Source organism: Desulfovibrio sp. 7SRBS1 (assembly GCF_049723905.1).
Lineage (GTDB): Bacteria > Desulfobacterota > Desulfovibrionia > Desulfovibrionales > Desulfovibrionaceae.
This window is the reverse complement of record NZ_JBJKFD010000001.1, coordinates 1,032,476-1,051,552: the sequence shown is the minus strand read 5'-3', so window position 1 is coordinate 1,051,552 and position 19,077 is coordinate 1,032,476. Positions and strand designations below refer to the sequence as shown.

Below are 19,077 nucleotides of genomic sequence, written 5' to 3'. Positions count from 1 at the left end.
TTACTCCGCAAAGTCCTCAAGAGCCATGTGCTCCTTGTATATGGAAAGATATTTCTGGTTCAGGTCGGATTCCCGGTAGAAGGTACCCACCCGGATACGTCCGGCAAAAGACATGGCCTGTCGTTTATAAAAGTCCTGCAGAATCGTTGTAATGGCTTTGGCGGTTTCCCCCGGATCCGCGACAGGCGTGACAATGCCGGAGGGCCCCACAGCCCTGTCTCTGCGTGTTCTTCCCTCAAGCAGTTCCCGGCAGGAGCCAACATCCGAAGCAACGCAAGGAATGCCGGCGCAGTTTGCTTCCAGAATGACCAGGGGCTGGGCTTCGCTGATACTGGTAAGGACGATCAGGTCGAGCAGTGGATAATAGTCCATGACATTGATTTTGCCTGTAAACGTAATGATGTTTTCCAACCCCAGTATGTTTACCAGATCTGCACATTCTTTGTAATAGTTGTCGTCTTCTTCGTTGGGGCCCATAATCCAGGCTTCAAAGGAATCTCCCAGCTCCATGGAAGCTATCTTGATAGCCCGGATAAACGTTTTGACGTCTTTGATGGGGACGACGCGGCCTACGAATCCGATGACGAATTTTCGTTGGTCCGGAGTGGGGTATTCGGGCGGCTTGAGGTCTTGGAATCGTTCCACGTTGATGCCGTTGGGAATGATTTCGCATTTTTCAGGATCGGCCCCTTCCTGGATTTCCAGTTCTTGGTTGCCGCTGTAAAGGGTGTAAATCTTGGACGAGGCTTCGTAGGTGATGCGTCCCAAAGATTCGAAAATTTTGATCCACATTTTCTGAAATGATCCCAGCTCCCGTTGTACGTGCATCTTTTCCCGGCCTGCTACGTAAATCCATTCCGCCTGGGATATTTCTATTTTTCTTTCCTTTACGTAGATGCCGTGCTCGGTAAGCAAAAGGGGACGCTTGGTACGCATGCGGGCTACAGCCCCAAGGAGGCCCGCATACCCAGTGGAAATTGTGTGGTAGACCCTTGCTTTGGGAATTTCCTGCATGAGCATTTTAAACATAGGCAGGTGTGTAAAGCGGTAGGTCCAAAAATAGTCTAAAAACGAATTTTCCGGTGCTGTAGACTGATAAAGATCCTCGAATATATTCCAGGCCGACTTTCCGTGGATGAGTTCATAGAGTGAGGGAACAGCTTTATTTTTCCCGTGGAAAATCTCTGTCATTTTCTTCAGTCCGCTGAAATCACCCTGACTCATCTGAAAATGGAAATTCTGGATTTCATTGTCTGCAGGAAGAGTCTTTGGCCTGAAAAGCTTGAATCCAAGTTCTGGAATATCATGCAGATATATTACTTTATAACCGGAAAAATTAGCTGGAATATCGTAGCGAAGGGGCCATTCCTCCTTGCTTGAAGGAAGAATGCACACCGCGGTGAAGGAGAGTTCCGGGAGGCCGGATATGAGCCGGTGGAGCCAGCTGGATACACCGCCCGAGATAAAGGGGTATGTCCCTTCCAAGAGCAGGCAGACATCGTATTCGCGTGTCATGCCGTCCCCCCGGTCGGAGCTGCTTCGGATTGCTGTAGTTCCTCGTTGTCATTATCTTGGGTCCACAGGTTGTAAACGGCCTGCTTTTCGGGACTCAGGGACTGGGCATGCGGCATTTGGCGAAGCCTTTGGGTAAAATGTGCCAGCTCCTCGATACGCCCGGTTTCGTAAAGCGCGCGGCATATACCCAGGCCTGCCTCGATCTGACAACCGGCGATATCTACTGCCATACGAAAGTATTTTTCCGAAGCCATGTAGTCTTTCATCTCGGCGCACAGGTTGCCCAGGGTCAACATCAGGCGAGAATCGGTCGGGTCGGCATCAAGTGCCTTTTCGTACAGGTCTCTGGCGTCCTTCATGTATTGCACGAGGATACTGTCTTCCGGCAGTCCGCTGGATGCGTAGCGTCGGTAGATGCGGGCCAGCGCCCTGGCTGCGTACGGTGTTTTTTCCTCTGTGTAACGGGCCTGCGCGTCTTTGATCTGTTCCGCGTAGTCTGCCTCTATTCGGGTGAGCGCGGTGTGGGCGTAGAAACGAACTTCCGAACTCTCGTCGGCAAGACATTTTTTGATCAACTCCACGGCTCGTTTGTCCTTTATTTTGCGCAAAAGGGAAATACTGCCTCGTTTGAGCGCCACGTCATTGCCGTTGAGGATATCAACAATGGGTTCGATGGACAGTTCATCCTGAATGATATTGGCAGTGGATTCATTAAGGAAAAGCATCTCTTTTTCCATTTTGAATCCTTCTTCGTATGATTCTGCCAGCCCCTGGCGGCGCAGAATAACTCCGGCCGAAATGAACGTCGTGATTGTTCCAAGAATGCCTATACCTGGGAGGAAAAATATGAGCATTGCGAAAAGTCGATGGTAGTAGGTATCATCGTTCGAGCGCTTAGTTTCGATGGTGTTGTCTTTCGGCCGATACAGCATGAAGCAGGTTGCAGCCAGAAGATGCAGGAGTATTGCTACAGGGCCCAAGATAGAGGACTTTCCTGAAAAATATGCAAAAGCCAACCATACGGCCATGCTTTCCAATGTGAGGGACACCACGCTTGCAGTGATAAAATAAACTGGATGCTTGAGGTGAAGCTTTATGGATGACGTCGCACTATTCGGTGCCATCGGCCCTCCGTTCTGCCAAGCGTATCATTTCCTCTGGAGATTCCAAATTCGCGCCGTATTCAACCACACCATTGTGAAGGGTCAACTCCTGGTCGTTATCGGCGTATGGCTTGAATTTAAATTCCTTCAATTCCTTAAGCACCTTGTCTACTACGATTTCAGCCCCTTTTGCCGGTGTGGAGGGAAGCATCAGGATGAATTTCCCCGGCTTTCCATGCAGAAAAAGCAAATCCACAGTTCGCAACAGGTTTTTGAGAACCAGAGAGAGCACCATGAGTACATCGCGTTTGGTTGTGGCAGAGAATTCTTTGAAATCAACTATTTCCAGGAAGATAATTGACATTATGGTATTATAACGCCTTGCCCTGGCGAATTCTTCCTTGAGCCGGTAATGCAGATATTCCGGGGTGAACGCACCGGTTATTTCGTCGGCTATAAGTTTGTCTTTGGTGTCCTCGTAAATGATTGCGTTATCAATGCTTGCACCGCACCAGTCGGCCATAAGCCCGACCATTTTGATGGTTTCGGTGTTGAATTTGAGGAACGGCATTTTTTCCACATTGAGCACCCCGGCCACGCTGTTGTTGGATGGTTTGACAATGGGGGCGGACATGAGAACTTCCCCTGACATATTGTGGCTGAGCCGGAGTTCCATGGGCAGCGTGACAGGTTCTGCCTTGTTGAAGCATTCCCCCGGGATTCCCTGCCCAGGTGTAATGGTTGCCGGAAGCGTATTGTCATCATGTCCAAAAGCCTGTGTCAGATTAAGCAGGTTGTTTTCCTCGTTGAACATATAGATGGAGGCTTTTTCCACATGGAGGTAGTCTGCAAGCATTTTGAGAACGGCCGGGTAGATGTCTTCCAAGCGAAGCGTTCGGAGGGCCTGCGCGGCTTCATGCAGTGTATTGAGTGTCTGTTCCTGGGATATGATCCGGGTATCTATTTCGCGTTTGGCCTTGCTTAAAGCGTCGAATTGCTCGGTAAGTTGCAGATAGGCTATTTCAAGATCATTTTTTTCCAGGAACAGTTGACGGTAACGGGTTTTCTGCGTTTCTCGGATTTCTCCCAGGGTTATCCCTACAACAGCAAAAATCGTGGGCATGCCCCAGAAATCTATTTGAATGTAATCGAGAAACGAGGGGTCTGTGCTCGTGTATACCCGGAAGACGAAATAGAGCAGGGCGGCCAGCAGACCGGAAAACAAACCACCTCGAAATCCGTACCTGGCGGCTATGGGCAGGATGACGAGCAGGTATGGATGAAAAGGCGTCTCAAGAAATCCGATGTCTCCTGAAAACCAGAAAAAGTTGAGTGCAGTGAGCAGTGAAAATCCAAGAATGGTTTCCATCAGATCATTTTTTGTATGCCGCAGCTCCGGAATGTTAAGGGCTTTTTCCGGAGTTTGCGGAGGTACACCGAGAGTCGCAGGCGAGTTTGCTGCAGAAGTTGCAGATTCGCGGGGCGGCTTTTGCACCGAGGTATTGTTCCATTCCTGCTCTTCAGAGCGGGAGGGGGTATCTTCAGTGTTGTATCCTTGCATCAGAAGAGAATCCTCATATCCATTGTGAAGGCTGTCGATTCACCGCCGTCAGCTGTGTTTTCATCACTTTGATACTCAACCCCGGTCTCCAGCTCTATGCGGTTGCCAATCCGGAGACGCAACGAAGGCGCAAAGAAATAGTTGGTTCTGGACTTGAATTCATCCTGGCTCAATCCTCCGGTCAGCACGAGGACCAGATGCTTGGAAAACTGTTGTTCCCAATAGAGACTCAGGCTGTGAACAGCCTCGTTTTCCAGCATGTCCACGGGATTGTTTTGGTCATCCATATAGTTGAACATGGACCTGTAATAGCCGTAACTTGCCGAGAGACCGGGAAGCAGTGGGAGACGCCGGGTAATCTGTGCGGAAAAGGTCTTTTTCTCTCCATACTGCTGGTCTTCCAAACGGTAATCCCAAAGTTCTGCAGCAAAGTTTATGCTCCAGTTCTCGTTGAGGGCCGTGCTGTAGGTCGCCTGCAGCATATCGTAATTCCCACCGTAAAGCACTGCGTCGGTGGGATCGTACCAGGGCATATTGAGGAAGCCGTTCAGACCCAGTTCGCCAAGCTTCCGAAGGGTATAGTTGAGACCGGCAGTGGAGGCAAAGGAGTCCCGGTATCCCGTGTATGGTGAAAGCCCTGCATATACGTCCAGTTGTGGAGTGATTTCGTAACGAACTTTGGCCGTTACCATGTTCAGCTGCTCGTAAATTGAGGGAGTAAATTCCTGTTCCAGCCGACGGATATCAACCCACAGCTGATCGATTTCCAGTCGAACCTTGCTGCTCAATTGGGTTTCGAAGCTGGCTGCAATGGAGTTGGTCTGGCTATTGCCACCCTGGTTGTAAAATCTCGTCCCCACGGACAGAGCAGATGTCCGTTCCCTGGTGATCTCTTCTACCGCACGAAATGCATCGTCATTTTTGGGGGCGGCCTCCAGAATGCGTTGGTACATGGCTAGCGCCCGTTGCCAGTCTCCAGCACTTCTTGCCGCGGACGCATAGTCTCCCATTGTGCCAAGGTCGCCGGGCTGCCGTTCCAGTATGGCTTCATAGTAGGGAAAGGCGCCGCGGTAATTTTCATGTTCCAGATATATTCTGGCCATGAGGCTTTGCGAAAGTGGGTCGTTCGGGTTTTGCTTGAGTATTTTATTCAGTATTTGCAACGCTTGGTCATAATCCTGGTGGGTGATCAGGGTTTCCGCGTAGTATCCTTGGATTTCGGTATCGCCTGGATATTTTTTTTCAAGGTTCCGGTACAGCTTGAATGCATCCGCGTAATATCCCTGTCGCGAAAGAATTCGGGCTATGAGGAGATCCCGCTGCCTGGGAGTAATGGGAATCCGTGGATCGTCCTGTGTTGGGGCAGGTGTTGGCGTTGTCTGTATTGCCTGAGCTTTCGTCTGCAGAGGCTGCGGAGTGATAAAGGGAGTGTAGGTCCCGCTGTTGCCGGGTTGGGCAGCATATAGCCAGCCAGCAAGGCCCAGGAGAAGGCTTGTGGACAAAAACATGCTAAAAATTGTCAGACGGTTTTTCATATTCAGTTGACCGCCTGCCGAGTGTTCGGTGCGGCAGCCTGTTCTCTCAGAAGCCGCAATGTTTTTTTGTATTCTTTGTTTGCCTGTGCTTTTCGGTTGTTGGCGTCGAGAAGTTCGCCCAGCTGGAAGCGGACTTCCGGATCGTCTGGACGAAGCCGGTTATAGCGACGAAAGTCGCGAATCGCCTGTTGGGTACTTCCGGTTTGGGCGTAAATTATACCCGAACCGCGGAGTGCACGCAGGTTGTCCGGCTGGATTGCGAGCGATTGCTTGTAGAATTCGAGAGCCATTTGAAGATCGCCCGCGAACATGGTCTGGTCGCCTGCATCGGCAAGAAAGACCGGGTCGGAGCGGTGTTCTTGGGCCAACTGCCGGTAAATGGCAGTGCCTTCTGCAAAGCGTCCGGCCTGGAGCATGGCCGTAGCCAAAAGCACGGCCTGTTCTTTGGGGAGTGGCGTCTGATTAAGAATATCTTTTAGCAGCGGGATGGCTTTTGCGCCTTTGTTTGTATCCACATATCCGCGAGCCAGCTGCAGCGTTTCTTCAGAAGAGAGCTTGGTGCCGTTGGCAACAACCTTTTCGTACGAGGCAATCATGCGATCGGGACGGTTGGCATATCCGTAGTTGGTGGCGAGTGTCCGGAGCGTGTCCATATTGTTGGGACGAAGTGTCTGAGCTCGTTCCAGGTAACGGACGGCTTCGGGAATATTCTCGGCCTGGCTCCAGGCTGTGCCTGCTTTGAATGCCATATAGAAATCATCTGGATGTGCATCCGAATCTTGGGCTTGCAGCTTGGCGACGGTCTCAGGACGGTTGGTATATCCGGCAAGTCGGATGACAGATTCCCTGTACTCGCGCGAGCTTGGGAAAATGGTGAGCAGGCGTTGGTAGAGTTGAAAAGCCTGTTCGTCCAGCCCGGCATTTTCTGCATATCTGGCCCATTCCTGAAGGAATGGGGGATCCTGCATCCGGCTTTTGGAAAGCAACTGCATTTGATCTTCACCGATGTTGCCCTTGCCGGTCCAAAGCAACAGGTAGGCGAGTTGTTTGCGTGCTTCGTTGTCTTTGGGATTTTGCTTCAAGTATACCTGCAAGTTTTTGATAGCTTCCTCGCTGTTGCCCTGGGCTATCAAAAGCTGGGCTGCTGTCCTCCGAAGCATGGCGTCTTTCGGGCGCAATCGAACCGCTTCGTTGACGGCTTTTTGGAAAAGGACATTGTCGTTTACAAAGGAGGCAACCTCGATCATGCGGTCCACTCGTTTTTTGTTGCCCTTGGAAAGCTCTGCGGCACGAAGAAAAAATGGATATGCCTTGCGCGGCTTTTCCTGCCAAAGATAAATTTCTCCAGATTGAGCAGCCACTTCCGTTGATTTTGGCTGGAGACGGGCAGCTTCCCTGGTTGCCTCTTCCACAATGTCCTCGCGTCCTGAAAAACCTGCTATCTCGAGCATGCGCAGTACTGCATCCGGTGTTTTGCGAAGCATGGCAACACTGCGAAATTCCTTAAAAGCAAGTTCAGGGTGGTCCACTCCAAGGTAGGCATCAGCAACCTGCTTCCAAAAGTCCGCATTGTGCGGAGCGATATTCCTGCCCGTGTCGGCTGCAAGCTGTACATTCTCTACTTCGTTTGTCTGTACAGCAATGCGCAGGGCGTTTTCTGCATACTCCAGCTTCTGTTCCTTTTGTGCCAGCCGGATGTACAGAGGGAAGGCTTTGGCTGGTTCGTCCAAAGCTTCGTAAACTTCCGCTCGGCTTTCCAGAAGAGCGGGGTCGTCCAGGTCCACCTTTTCGGCTTCGTGTGATGCGGAGCGGAGCATGTTCTGATCTCCGCTGTACAAAGCGATGGTGATCAGCTTTTTGAGCAGGCCTACAAGGTTTCTGCCCAGGTCGACCAGTTTTTTTAACATCCCGTAGGCTTTGTCGTATTTTTCATTTTCTATGTACACGTCGGACAGATTGGAGACATAAGTCTGGTTGTCGGGCTGCAAATCCACCAGCCGCTCAAAAGCGTGCTCCACTGTGAGCAGATCGTTGGCATCTCGTCCTGCCTGGGTAATGGCCAGAAGTACTTGCTCGTTGTCTGGATAGTTCTTTTCAAGCTCCCCAAGGTAGGTAACAGCTTCCTTGGCCAGTCCGTCCCATCGCATCACGGTCGCCAATGTCAGTTGGTATTTAATGCCGGATTTGGCCTGCCTGTCCATTCGGGCGGCGAAATTCTGTCCTTCCTTGCTGGAATCGCTGATGAGAAATCTCTCCAATGCGTAGATTACGTATTGGTCGAGATTTGGAGGCGGCTCTTCGGCCAGTTCTGCTTTATAGAGTTCCCCTAAAATGTAGAGCCGTTGCATGAGCAGGTCGGGGAGGGGATCGTATCCGTCTTTTTGACGTCTTTGCGCCAAAGCAAGCAGATCGGGAGCCAGCGCTTGTTGGTAGATATTATGCGGTTTGGCCTTTTGGGATGTGGGCAGCAGAATGAGCTGCGCCAGAGCCTGACTCTCCACGTCGGGGAGATAAAAGTAGCGGGTGAAATTGATGACCTTGTTGAGGGCCTCCCGGTCCTTGGGATCAATTTCGATAATTTTTTCATATACGGCCATGGCACTTCTGGGCCGGACGTTCCATTCCAGGTATTGGGCAAGCCTGTGCAGGGCCAGCAGATTGCGAGGTTTCTGTTTCAGGGCATGACGTACCATCTTGATGGCATTGTTCGGCTCTCCTTCGTAGATTGCCAGTGTGGCCCCTGCCATAAGGATACGAAAGTCGTCCGGGTTTTCTGCGAGCAGTTCCTTGAGAACAGACGTGGCTTGTTTCACTTCTCCGGATTCTATGTACAGAAACACCATATTCCGTTTGAACGGAAATACCGCCACGCTCAGCCCCACGATAACGGCTGTAAAAAGGAAAAAGCGGAAGAAGCCGATTTTCAAAGCGGCAGTATCTCCATGTTGCCGGTTGCCATGTCTTCAATGCGCAGCTGGCCCTTTGTATCTGTCGATGTCTTAATTTCGCCTGTTTTCAGCTGGATACGATATGGGGTATTGGGAAGAAGCCCTGCCAGTTCTATCCATCCGCTACCGAAGCCCCGGTAGGAAAAGCGCAAATGTTGACCGGCCTTATGAAAGTTGCTGATGGTTCCCGTAGCCCTGTGAATGTGTGGAGTTGGTATTGTGTTGCCTGCGGCAGGGACTATCAAAGCCCTGTTGGCATCAGCTGAGAGATGCACGTAAAGCCCCTGGGGGGGGCGGAGCCAGCCGATGACGTTTGTGCTCAGCCCCATATCCGGCACAGGAGCATCTGGTGCGTAACGTAGTGGTGTACAGCTGCAGTAGTCGGTGATTTCATATGCGGCCAATGAAGCTTGCTTTTTGTTTTCCAAGGAGAGGCGGCTGATTGTTGCGGTAGTGAATTCCAAACCCAAGAGGAGCACCTTGCGTCCCTTATCCATCTGATGAGCGATCCATGAGAGTTCGATCGACGGGGCTGGGACGGACATGGACTCGAGTACCGTAACAACCGCTCTGTACTTCGCCATGGTTGTGTCGTCGGGGACTTTGGTACGGGCAATGTCGAAATAGTCGAAATCCAGACCATAATAGTTGAAGACCATGGCAAAACCATCATAAAAAAGATTGTTCTTCGTTTCCTCCTGTCCTTTCGAGCCGTCGAAAAGCACCAGCACTTTACGGAGAACTGGGGTTGCTTGCGGTTTGGCTGAACAGGGGGAGTAGAACAAAAAGCAGAGCAGAAAGTACAAGACGCCTGTAATAAGATGTTTGTTTTGCCGCATGGATTAACCTCCCTGCATCCATGCAAGGACAATCGTCCCTGCCCCGGTTATTTCAGGTTCAGAACGACTTCTCCGGTTGTTGCGTTTTCTATGTGCAGTCTGCCGTATTTATTTGTACGGTTTTTGGCGGCTTTGCCTCCGACGCTGAATGTGTATTCTTTGTTCGGTTGGAGTCCGGCCAGTTCCATCCAGCCATTGCCCCATCCACTATAATGCAGAGACATTGTGTTCTGTGACGTAAGGACGTTGGACACTGTTCCCGTAGCCTGCCGGACAAAGGGACGGGCCTTTCCACCTTCTCCGGTGAATACGATGAGTGCCTTGTTCGTGCCTGCATCAAGGGTCACGTACAGCCCTTGCTGGCGTCGGACCCACCCTGCAACATTGGAGCAGACCCGTAAATCGGGAGCTGGTGAGTCGGGGGCGAAACGCATGGTTGTGCATTTCCCGAAATTGGAGACCTCGTAGCTTCCTGGTTCGATCCTGCGGATTTTGGTTGTTGTGAATCCCAGTACCATTTCGATGTACTGTGATGTGAACACCGGTGCCAAAGGTTGGCTTGTAACCCAATCATAGACCTGTTTGAGTGCATTGAGCGAGGCCACTTTTTCCGCACTGTAGAAATGGTAGTAGATATCGATTGGCTTTAACCGTCTTGGGGTATTGGTACGGATCATTGTCTCGATGATGTTGTTAAAGCCCCAGTACGGACCGGTCCAAAGGTTGGTCAGGATGTTCTCATTCGCTTGGCCCGTATATATCTGGTATTGGTCCCCCAATTTTTTGTACAGCCCGGAAACCGTAAAGAGCGAGTCATGCGCCTGGTCAAAAACAGTGTCCCCGCCGTTCATGTTTAGGAGGCCATCCTTGTTGGCCATAATCACCTGTTTACGCGTCGGGTTGCACATCCCCGACCACAGGATAACTTTGCACGGTTTTTCTGGAGGAGAAAGGGTGCTGACATACGCACACGATGCTTTGATTTCCAAGGTCGCATTGAAAATGTAATCGGGTGCGCTGTATGCGCCAGCCACATCAAAACGATCCTCATCAGCTGCCTTTTTGGACATATCCCAATAAAAGGGGTGGGTGTAGGCGTGCGATGCAGGTTCAATATTTGGCAGCGCAAAAATGGAACGGGCTGTCTCAACAAGCTTGGGATTGCCCATATCCGCAGGATTCACCTCTGCGGCAATAATGGAAGAAGTGGTAGGGAAGTCGTATTTTTTGAACACTTCATCCCGCATGACCTGAGCGCAGTTTGCAGATGTATCGATGTTGGTAAAGCCGCTGAAACCGTCGGCGTCAACGTGGGCCAGGGCCGCACGCAGCCCGCTGATGGTGGTTGGATCGGGTGCCGGAAAGTCGTCGAGTCCGAGTGCTGCTTTGCAAAATGCAAAGGGATTGAGATACCATTTTTGGGCGAAACTGGACGGGTCCATCCAATAAATACTGCCAGCCAGGGCAAAGCCCCCGTAAGGGCTGATGCTGATGTATGCAGTAACGAAATCGGTATTGCGTTCCTTGGCAGTAAGAAGAAATTGGGCCTTGCCTTCAATTGGAGCCAGAGTCACGGAATCGAAGGGCGGGAACATAGGATAGTTGCGTTCGAATTCCACGTACCCTGTAGCTTTGTGATCGTAGTGAAGAAGTGACTTATTGATAGTTTTGTTGGGTAAGTAGCGCAGCCCGAAGCGTTCGTAGACTTTGGCTGCAAGGTCCGGATTCACAAGTTGGTCGTTTGGATACTGCGTTCCCAACCAACCGAATACAAGAACCTTTCGTTTCATGTCCATTTGGTGCAGCAGCCATTTCAAATACACGGCAGGATCCCGCATGGACATGGATTCAAAAACGGAAATCACCGCTCTGTAACGTGCCATGTGGGCATCATCGGGCAGGGCGGTTTTGTTTATGTCGAGGTATTCGTAGTCGAGGCCGTAATAGTTGAAAATCAGGGCCAGACCTTGGTGGAAGAAGTTATTGGTATAGGCAGTCTGGCCGTTGGAACTGTCGTAAAGCACAAGGACGTTGCGTAAAACCTCTTGAGAAGTTTTGTGGGCGCATGTACCGCGGGATGGAATCGCAAGACAGAGAAGCAGAGCGATAAATATGCCGAAGAATAAAATGCCGTGAATTCGGCTAGGATTTTTGTCCATCCAACTCCCCTGCCATTTCTTTTACCATGGATTCGCAGACATCCTGCGCCAGCCGGTTAAGAGAATCTTCGCAGATGAACCAACACCCGCCGGTTTTGGACATACTGCTGGCCCAAAGTACTTTTCCCGAGCCAACGTCCAACAGACGTAAATTTATTCCCACTACGGGATCCTGGTCTATTCCCAGCTTGTAGCGATATTCTGTGACAGACCCATAAACAACCGTATCCACTCCGAGTTCACGTCCCAACCTTTGGGCTACGGCTTTGTCCATAACAAATTCCAGGTCGTCGTCTTTGCCTTTGATCTTTTCGGCCATTGCCGTCCGTTCCATGAACGTGAAACTTGTTGCTGCGTAAAGTTCCGAAGATAGAATATCCCCCACAATACGTCCTGCGAATGGATGCGAAGTGAGGTTTACCAGCGGCAGCACGGCGACGAACCTTTTATGTGCCGATATTTCACGGCTTTGCACGTAATTAACCCTGTGTGAATTGGTGCATGCGGTAAGCAGCGCCAGAAATGTGAGGGCGATAATGCAGGATAAGCGCCTCATGCCCGACCTCCCTTGAATGTTAATGTATATATTTTTTGTGAGCATTATTTCTGATGACTATAGTACATGGCCAACAATGGGGAAAGTCAATTATTTTGTTTTTGTGCCTCAAAAAGCAATGCAAGAAGATGTGCACTGTGCCGAAAACACGTCTTGTAATACTATTATTTTTTCCTCCTCCAATCCGCAGGGGTGAGCGAATCTAGGGCAGCATCCGGAGCGGCCGGATAAGGAATTATTTGGAAACAGGCTGCAGCGAGTTTATTCAGATATTCCGCATACTGCGAATTGTTAATGTATTCTATGTTTAATGTCGGAATATTGTGTCTGTGGAATTCTTTAAGTAAGCCCAATCTGTATTGTTGGTCTTGTAGGCTATAGATGTTGAAGAAAAGACTTTCAACTCCGACCATGTCTATCGTATCAAGATAAAGCTTTTTGTATTTGGGAGATGCATCATTGATGATGCCCAAGGCGTTTTGTGGGCAGATTATGAAATTTTTTCCATGTCTTCCGCGCATGTAGCGTGCAATGTCGGCCACAAGGCTAACCATGTCATCCGCTGTTTTACGGACGCTGATATCTTCGGTTTCGTGCCAGTACCAATATGCATCTATAATATCCAGATATACACCGTCGAATCCGGCTTCCAGGATGCGATCCATGTAGGGCTCAAGAGCCTGCTTTATCCATTGCGGCTGCCAGTAACGGACTTTATAATTTCCCGGCCAGTCGGGGTTTTCCAGGCCGAGAAAAGAGGGCGGTGTTTTGCCCCATGATTGATTCCAGTAGAATCTGTATGTTTCAGCTTCACCAATGGAAAAATAGCAAAGTACCTTTTTACCTGCTTCCTGCAGCATGCGGATGGAATCGCGGGTAAAGGCTCCGGCATCCGTGCCATCGTAGGAATAGTCGATAACCACGAGATCGGCAGGGTATTCAGCCAGAGCGCTAAGATCCGGATGCTGCAGCCAGTAGGCCCATCTGGTCACACGCTGTCGGGCTTCATCCGGTGTCTTTACGCTCGACGACGGTGGCAGGGAGGGGCGGGAGCAGCCGCATAAAAGCAAGGTGAATGTACATGCTATAAGTAGGATTGGAGTCTTCATGGCAAACGTTTTCTCCCGAAAGGTTCAATCCGGCATTTTTATGAGCTCAAAGTGTTACAGAATAAACCAGTCGGCCCGGATGTTTGTCATCTTCGGGTGGTTTTCTTGAAAGACCATTTTTTTGAGCTTATCGCCACTAAGCGACATTTGGAAAAATTACTACAAGTAATTACACCAGTATCTTATAAGATGTACCAAAAACCGTTCAGACATGCATCCTGCCCGGTAGGAAAATGTTTGCATGATTGATTTGGACAGGGGAAAAGGGCATTGATACTCTTCGTCAGTACTTGGTAGGTCTCGATGGAGTATCATTTTGAATAGTCATTCCCGGGAGGTGGCGCGCAATGCCGCTGTGGTGGGTGGTGCCACGCTGCTTTCCCGTATTCTTGGTTTTTTGCGAGATGTGGTCGTAGCCTTTGCTCTTGGCGCGGGCTTGGGGTCGGACGCTTTTTTTGTAGCTTTTCGCGTTCCGAACCTTTTGCGACGCCTTTTTGGTGAAGGGTCACTGACCATGGCCTTCATTCCTGTCTTCAGCCGGATACGAACGGACGAAGGTGATGAGGCTGCCTTTGCCTTGGCACGTTCCGTTCAAGTCTGGCTCATGTGTATTTTGGGAGCATTGGTGGCGGCGGGCGTTCTTTTGGCCCCGTGGCTGACACGGATTATAGCCCCTGGTTTTACGGACGACAAAGTTTTGTTCGGCCTCACAGTTCATCTCATCCAAATTTGTTTTCCGTATATACTTTTTATCTCCAGTGTCGCTTTGTGCATGGGCATTTTGAACGCCATGGGGCATTTTCTCATGCCTGCCTTGGCACCGTGTGTTCTCAATATCGTACTTATTGTTTCGGCTTTGGCCGGGTACTGGGGGGGGGGCAATGTAGCTGTTGCCATGAGCTGGGGCGTTCTGGCCGGCGGCATATTGCAGTGGCTTTTTCAGCAACGGGCCTTGCGGAGTCGTGGTTTTTCCTGGCGTGGGCCTTGGGGCTGGAAGCAACAAGGCGTACAAAGGGTGGGCAAACTCATGCTGCCTACCGTGTTCGGTGCAGCGGTCTATCAGATCAACATCGTGCTTTCCACGCTGCTCGCCTCTTTTTTGCCTATGGGCTCGGTCTCCTACCTGTACTATGCAGACCGTCTGGTTCAGTTCCCATTGGGTGTTTTTGGTATTGCCGTGGGGACAGCCGCACTTCCCAGCCTTTCACGGCTGGCGGCGGATAAGGCTATGGACGATTTCCGCCAGACTTTGGATTCCGCTCTGGGGCTGACAATTTTCATCGCGTTGCCCTCGACAGCCGGTCTTATTGCTCTTGCCGTACCGATTATCCAACTCTTGTTCGAACGTGGGGCCTTTGCTGCAAATGCAGCAGCCAGCACTTCGGCTGCTTTGGTCGCCTATGGCATCGGACTTCCGGCAATCGCCCTGGTACGTCCTCTTGTTTCGGCGTTTTATGCCTTGGAAGACACCAGAACTCCGGTGCTGATCGCCTTTGTGTGCATGCTGGTCAATGTGGGACTTGGCTATGTGTTGATGCAGAGCATGGCACATGTTGGGTTGGCTCTTGCCGTAAGCGTGTCGGGCTGGCTCAATGCTCTGTTGTTGCTTGCATTGCTTCACAGGCGTGCCGGAAAATTTATGGGCCACAGCCTGAAAACCATTGCAGTTTCTGTAGCACTGAGTTTGTGCATTGGGGTGGGGGCCTGGCAAACGACACACTGGGGGATGATTTGGGCGCTTGCTCTTATCCCTGTGTGGGGTGTTGCGTATTTGGCTTTTGGATACCTCTTGCGCATGGGGGAGGCCAGGTCGTTGGTAGGAGCTGTTCGCCGCAAGCTGGGGCACGCACGGGGGGCGGCATGAGTTACAGCACCGCTTCCGCAACTGCATCGGCCAGAGATTTTTTCCCAAGGGGCTTGCAGCAACCTGAGAAGGGGTTTCGTTTTTCTGTGGACGCGTTGTTGCTGTCGTGCTTTGCCCAAGTGCCTGCAGGGGGACGGCTACTCGACCTCGGGGCGGGGTGTGGTGTGGTCGGCATTGGATGTCTGTTGCGCCAAATGGCACAGCAACAGGCAACAGACGGCAAGCCTGCAGTCTCGGTGCTGAGTCTGGATGTTCAACCGGAAATGATCGCCTTTTGTAAGGGCAATTTTGCAGCTTTGGGGTTGCAGGAAGGCCATGAAACATTGTTGTGTGATGTCCGCGATATCCGGTCCAGACAGGACGTATGTCCGGAAAGTATGGATGCTGTTGTCTGTAATCCTCCCTACAGAAGGCCGGAAAGTGGCAAAACGTCGGATCGTTTGGACAGAGAAAAAGCCCTGGCGGAAACAGAAGGGGGAGGGCTTGTAGATTTTCTGGCCGCTACGGCCTATGTTTTAAAAAATAGAGCATCCGCCTACTTTGTTTTTACAGCTCGACGGCTTTCGGATTTTGTCGTGGCTGCCAGGGGTTTTCGTCTTGAACCCAAGGCCTTACGTTTTGTTCATGGAACCTCGGGATCGGTCGCCAAAACCGTACTCATTCAGGTTGTAAAGAACGGACGTCCCGATGTGGTTGTCCTGCCTCCGTTGATCCTTTACGGGGAAGGCTCGGGCGGGCGAAAGCTCACTTTGGATGCACAAGATTTTTGTCCTTTTCTTGGAGGCCACGCCTCAAGGGGAGGTGGCGATGCAACGTGAAGAACTACTGCAGATTCTCGCTCCTTGCGGCCTGGATTGCGCCAGGTGCCTCTCCCGAGCTGGAGGCGCCATCCAACAGGCGAGCAAGGCGCTGGTCGCCGGACTGGGAGGTTTCGATAAACTTGCCCCTCGGTTTGCCAACATGAATGCAGTCTTTGAGCAATACAAAGGGTTTCAGGCGGTTGTTGAGTTTTTGGCGTCGGGAAGCTGTACTGGATGTCGCAGTGGGGGATGCCTCAATGGGTCGTGTGGTGTGAAGGACTGTATCCGGGAAATGGGTGTCGACTTTTGCTACGAATGCGCGGAGTTCCCCTGTGATCGGAGTAATCTTTCTTCCGGTTTGCGCGATAGATGGGAGCAAATGAACCGGCGCATGAAGGAAATAGGCGAAGAGGCCTATCTTGAGGAGACCACGCGGAAGCCCCGTTATTGAATTTTGACAAGGATTTGTTTTGGTTATGTTGGTGCACCTGCATCTTGAAAATTTTATGGCCCACGGGGATACACATATCGACCTCGGAGCCGGGCTGACCGTCCTGACCGGCCCCAACAACACAGGAAAGTCGGCTGTTGTTGAGGGACTGCGTTGCCTTGCAGAAAATCCACCTGCCAAGGGATTCATTCGGCATGGAGCCAAGGAAGCCCGTGTTACGGCAACTTTTGAGGATGGCACCAGTGTTACCTGGTTACGCCGCAAGACATATGCGGGATACGAAATACTCCGCCCCGGTGCAGACGAGCCAGAGGAGTATTACAAGTTTGGGCGCACGCCACCGCAGGAGGTTCTTGATGTCTTGCGGATGGGATCGGTCGAACTTGAGGGCAGACAGGCTGATGAGGCCGTGGATGTGCATATCGGCAATCAGCGCTCTCCTATTTTTCTTTTGGATAAGCCGCCCTCGGTCGTTGCCGCTTTTTTTGCCTCTTCATCGGAAAGTTCCCATCTGCTCGCCATGCAGGACAAACTCAAAAATATGGTGCGTCGTGAACGCCAGAACGAGGCGGAACTCACATTACATATGGAAGGTCTTGCTGCTGATCTGAATCAGGCTGCGGACTTGCCGCATATCGCGTTGGAATTGGAAGAAGCTGGCGCACAATACAAGCGTATAGACGCATTACGTGGCGAGATTCCTCTTTTGCAAAAAAAATCACAGACAATCAGCATGTTGCGTCAAAAGAAAGCGGCCTATGGGCGAAAAGCAATGGCCCTTGCCGAACTTGAGGCGCCCGCAGCACTTTGGCCTACATCGCAGCTTTCGAGGATGTTGCAGGTACGCCAGCAGTTGCTTGTGCGTACCCAGGCAACTCAAAGACGTGTTGAAGCCCTGGCGATTCTTCAGGAACCTCCACAGCTTTTCCCGACCCTAGGTTTAAGTGATGTTCTGCAGAAAAAGATAAGAGTGCAGGCCGCAAGCGATGGGCTGGGGAAACGCTTGCAGGCATTGGAAAAGCTTCAGGGGCCACCTGAGTTGTTCGGAGTGGGCGAATTGTCGAATCTTTTGTTGCAGCGCAAAAGGCTGGAAAGACAGCTGGCTTCAGCGAAAGCCAAGTGTACAGTTCTGGATGAGATGACAGCGCCTCCTGAGCTGCCGGAGCGTAGCACCTTGGACAGTCTGAAAAAAACTTCCGCTCAACTCCGTTCATTGAAATTGGAATTGGAACGGCAACGGATCATGCTTTTGCAAAAAACGAACGCGCTCGAAGATATCACGCGTCACACGGAAATATTGTTGGGGGAATTCGGAGAGTGTCCGCTTTGCGGCCAGCCTTTGGATGCGATGACTTTTCTGAAAGGAGAACACCATGAGCCTTCCTGAGGAACGTGCCGATGGGCTGCTTTTTGTGGCAGACCCCCACTTGGCAGGCACTCCCCCTGGGCAAAGACTCCCGGGGTATCCTCGTCAGGTTTTGCATAAAGTCGGGCAATGTCTGAAAATTGCCAGGGACAAGAATCTCCTCCCTGTCTTTTTAGGGGACCTGTTTCATTGGCCCAGGGAAAATCCCAACTGGTTGCTTGTGGAACTCATGGATTTGTTTCGTCCCTTTCGTCCTTATGCTTTGATAGGCAACCATGACAAATTTCAGGCACGTCTGACTGATGATTGTTCTATTTGTGTTCTGGAAGCTGCCGGAGTGATTCGTTTGCTCAAGGAGGGCGGACCGGCGTTCCGGATTGTTACTCCGCAAGGTGCGGCTGTTTTGGGGGCCTCTCCCGATGGGACGCCGGTTCCCGAGTCTTTTGACCGAAGTGCTCTTGATGCGGATGACCAAGTGCTTTGGGTTACCCACCATAACGTCAATTTCCCAGATTTTCCGGATAAAAAGGTCCAGTCCCGTGAGATCCCCGGGGTAGACTGGGTCATCAACGGTCACATCCATCGGCCTCAACCCACACTGCAAGCAGGGGCGACCCGGTGGTCGAACCCTGGAAATATAGTACGGCTGACTTTTTCCTCTAAATCTTTGGAACGTAGGCCAGCCATTCATATCTGGCGTTTGGGTATGGAAGATCTGGAGCGGGTGGAGCTTGAATATCTGCCTTTTTATGATGTTTTCCCTCAACAGGATTTTCCGGATGAGACCGGCGGGACAGATGAACAATCCGGTTTTTTGGAGGGGCTGCAGCGCCTTGCCTGGAAGCGGACAAGGGAGGGGGCTGGCCTTAAACAATTTTTAAGCGACAATCTTCAACCCGGGCTGGCGGAAAGTGCGCTGGTCTGGAAGCTTTATAATGAGGTTATTGCCGATGAATAATAATGTGCAGGCTGGAAACCGACGTGATCAGGATTTGGAGAAGGAACTGGCCGGATTGAAGAACGAGTTCGATCGGTTGCGTTTGGAGCGGGCACGCACCGAGGAAGGACTCGCCAATATTCAGCGGCAGCTTCAGGAGCTGGAAGAACAGGCTCGGGAATCCTATGGAACGAGTGATCCCGACAAGCTCGAGGCATTGCTGGCGGAAAAACGTGCAGAGAACGAAGAACTCGTGAGCCGTTACGGCAAGCACATCGAGGCCGTCTGTCGCAAACTTGATCAGATTGAACATAGATTGGAAGGGGAGCAATAA

The 19,077-nt window shown here is 51.2% G+C and carries 15 protein-coding genes and 1 pseudogene; 7 read left to right on the top strand and 9 right to left on the bottom strand.

Annotated features, from left to right (window positions below):
* From pelF to ACI0FJ_RS05095, 9 genes are all read right to left on the bottom strand, one after another.
* Complete coding sequence (gene pelF / locus ACI0FJ_RS05135; protein ID WP_424299888.1) at nucleotides 1-1,515, bottom strand: GT4 family glycosyltransferase PelF; 1,515 nt, start codon at nucleotides 1,513-1,515, stop codon at nucleotides 1-3.
* The gene (locus ACI0FJ_RS05130) at nucleotides 1,512-2,495 is read right to left on the bottom strand and encodes a tetratricopeptide repeat protein (RefSeq protein WP_424299885.1); all 984 of its coding nucleotides are present in this window, start codon (nucleotides 2,493-2,495) and stop codon (nucleotides 1,512-1,514) included. The genes pelF and ACI0FJ_RS05130 overlap by 4 nt, the downstream gene beginning before the upstream one ends.
* A gap of 130 nt (nucleotides 2,496-2,625) precedes the next feature.
* Entirely contained in the window at nucleotides 2,626-4,179 is a 1,554-nt protein-coding gene (locus ACI0FJ_RS05125) for a diguanylate cyclase domain-containing protein (RefSeq protein WP_424299883.1), read from the bottom strand.
* The gene (locus tag ACI0FJ_RS05120; protein WP_424299880.1) at nucleotides 4,179-5,714 is read right to left on the bottom strand and encodes a tetratricopeptide repeat protein; all 1,536 of its coding nucleotides are present in this window, start codon (nucleotides 5,712-5,714) and stop codon (nucleotides 4,179-4,181) included. Before ACI0FJ_RS05120 ends, ACI0FJ_RS05125 begins: the two co-directional genes overlap by 1 nt.
* A gap of 2 nt (nucleotides 5,715-5,716) precedes the next feature.
* On the bottom strand, nucleotides 5,717-8,641 hold the full coding sequence (locus tag ACI0FJ_RS05115) for a tetratricopeptide repeat protein (RefSeq protein ID WP_424299877.1): 2,925 nt from the start codon (nucleotides 8,639-8,641) through the stop codon (nucleotides 5,717-5,719).
* Nucleotides 8,638-9,501: a hypothetical protein gene (locus tag ACI0FJ_RS05110; RefSeq protein ID WP_424299874.1), complete on the bottom strand. Its 864-nt coding sequence runs from the start codon at nucleotides 9,499-9,501 to the stop codon at nucleotides 8,638-8,640. The genes ACI0FJ_RS05115 and ACI0FJ_RS05110 overlap by 4 nt, the downstream gene beginning before the upstream one ends.
* A 47-nt stretch (nucleotides 9,502-9,548) precedes the next feature.
* A complete protein-coding gene (locus ACI0FJ_RS05105; RefSeq protein WP_424299871.1) occupies nucleotides 9,549-11,660 on the bottom strand; it encodes a polysaccharide deacetylase in 2,112 nt (703 codons plus the stop codon).
* Nucleotides 11,644-12,216, bottom strand: a complete 573-nt coding sequence (locus tag ACI0FJ_RS05100) for a CsgG/HfaB family protein (RefSeq protein WP_424299868.1) — start codon at nucleotides 12,214-12,216, stop codon at nucleotides 11,644-11,646. The genes ACI0FJ_RS05105 and ACI0FJ_RS05100 overlap by 17 nt, the downstream gene beginning before the upstream one ends.
* A gap of 164 nt (nucleotides 12,217-12,380) precedes the next feature.
* Entirely contained in the window at nucleotides 12,381-13,325 is a 945-nt protein-coding gene (locus tag ACI0FJ_RS05095; RefSeq protein WP_424299865.1) for an MJ1477/TM1410 family putative glycoside hydrolase, read from the bottom strand.
* Nucleotides 13,326-13,641: 316 nt separating this feature from the next.
* On the opposite strand from ACI0FJ_RS05095, the gene murJ reads away from it, so the two are divergent.
* From murJ to ACI0FJ_RS05060, 7 genes and pseudogenes are all read left to right on the top strand, one after another.
* Entirely contained in the window at nucleotides 13,642-15,189 is a 1,548-nt protein-coding gene (gene murJ, locus ACI0FJ_RS05090) for a murein biosynthesis integral membrane protein MurJ (protein WP_424299862.1), read from the top strand.
* Nucleotides 15,186-16,007, top strand: coding sequence for a tRNA1(Val) (adenine(37)-N6)-methyltransferase (locus ACI0FJ_RS05085; RefSeq protein WP_424299859.1), 822 nt, complete (start codon nucleotides 15,186-15,188; stop codon nucleotides 16,005-16,007). Before murJ ends, ACI0FJ_RS05085 begins: the two co-directional genes overlap by 4 nt.
* The gene (locus tag ACI0FJ_RS05080; protein ID WP_424299856.1) at nucleotides 15,997-16,440 is read left to right on the top strand and encodes a DUF3795 domain-containing protein; all 444 of its coding nucleotides are present in this window, start codon (nucleotides 15,997-15,999) and stop codon (nucleotides 16,438-16,440) included. The genes ACI0FJ_RS05085 and ACI0FJ_RS05080 overlap by 11 nt, the downstream gene beginning before the upstream one ends.
* A 25-nt stretch (nucleotides 16,441-16,465) precedes the next feature.
* A pseudogene (locus ACI0FJ_RS05075) lies at nucleotides 16,466-16,699 on the top strand (AAA family ATPase); the annotation flags it as partial.
* A 102-nt stretch (nucleotides 16,700-16,801) separates the two neighbouring features.
* Entirely contained in the window at nucleotides 16,802-17,827 is a 1,026-nt protein-coding gene (locus ACI0FJ_RS05070) for a hypothetical protein (RefSeq protein WP_424306609.1), read from the top strand.
* Entirely contained in the window at nucleotides 17,814-18,764 is a 951-nt protein-coding gene (locus tag ACI0FJ_RS05065) for a metallophosphoesterase (RefSeq protein WP_424299853.1), read from the top strand. The genes ACI0FJ_RS05070 and ACI0FJ_RS05065 overlap by 14 nt, the downstream gene beginning before the upstream one ends.
* Entirely contained in the window at nucleotides 18,757-19,077 is a 321-nt protein-coding gene (locus tag ACI0FJ_RS05060; RefSeq protein WP_424299850.1) for a hypothetical protein, read from the top strand. Before ACI0FJ_RS05065 ends, ACI0FJ_RS05060 begins: the two co-directional genes overlap by 8 nt.

Excerpts from the sequence above, each read along its gene's own strand:
- pelF (WP_424299888.1), bottom strand. The coding sequence starts at position 1,515 with ATGACACGCGAATACGATGTCTGCCTGCTCTTGGAAGGGACATACCCC.
- ACI0FJ_RS05100 (WP_424299868.1), bottom strand. The coding sequence starts at position 12,216 with ATGAGGCGCTTATCCTGCATTATCGCCCTCACATTTCTGGCGCTGCTT.
- ACI0FJ_RS05110 (WP_424299874.1), bottom strand. The coding sequence starts at position 9,501 with ATGCGGCAAAACAAACATCTTATTACAGGCGTCTTGTACTTTCTGCTC.
- ACI0FJ_RS05105 (WP_424299871.1), bottom strand. The coding sequence starts at position 11,660 with ATGGACAAAAATCCTAGCCGAATTCACGGCATTTTATTCTTCGGCATA.
- ACI0FJ_RS05060 (WP_424299850.1), top strand. The coding sequence starts at position 18,757 with ATGAATAATAATGTGCAGGCTGGAAACCGACGTGATCAGGATTTGGAG.
- ACI0FJ_RS05125 (WP_424299883.1), bottom strand. The coding sequence starts at position 4,179 with ATGCAAGGATACAACACTGAAGATACCCCCTCCCGCTCTGAAGAGCAG.
- ACI0FJ_RS05085 (WP_424299859.1), top strand. The coding sequence starts at position 15,186 with ATGAGTTACAGCACCGCTTCCGCAACTGCATCGGCCAGAGATTTTTTC.
- ACI0FJ_RS05065 (WP_424299853.1), top strand. The coding sequence starts at position 17,814 with ATGAGCCTTCCTGAGGAACGTGCCGATGGGCTGCTTTTTGTGGCAGAC.
- ACI0FJ_RS05120 (WP_424299880.1), bottom strand. The coding sequence starts at position 5,714 with ATGAAAAACCGTCTGACAATTTTTAGCATGTTTTTGTCCACAAGCCTT.
- ACI0FJ_RS05095 (WP_424299865.1), bottom strand. The coding sequence starts at position 13,325 with ATGAAGACTCCAATCCTACTTATAGCATGTACATTCACCTTGCTTTTA.
- ACI0FJ_RS05080 (WP_424299856.1), top strand. The coding sequence starts at position 15,997 with ATGCAACGTGAAGAACTACTGCAGATTCTCGCTCCTTGCGGCCTGGAT.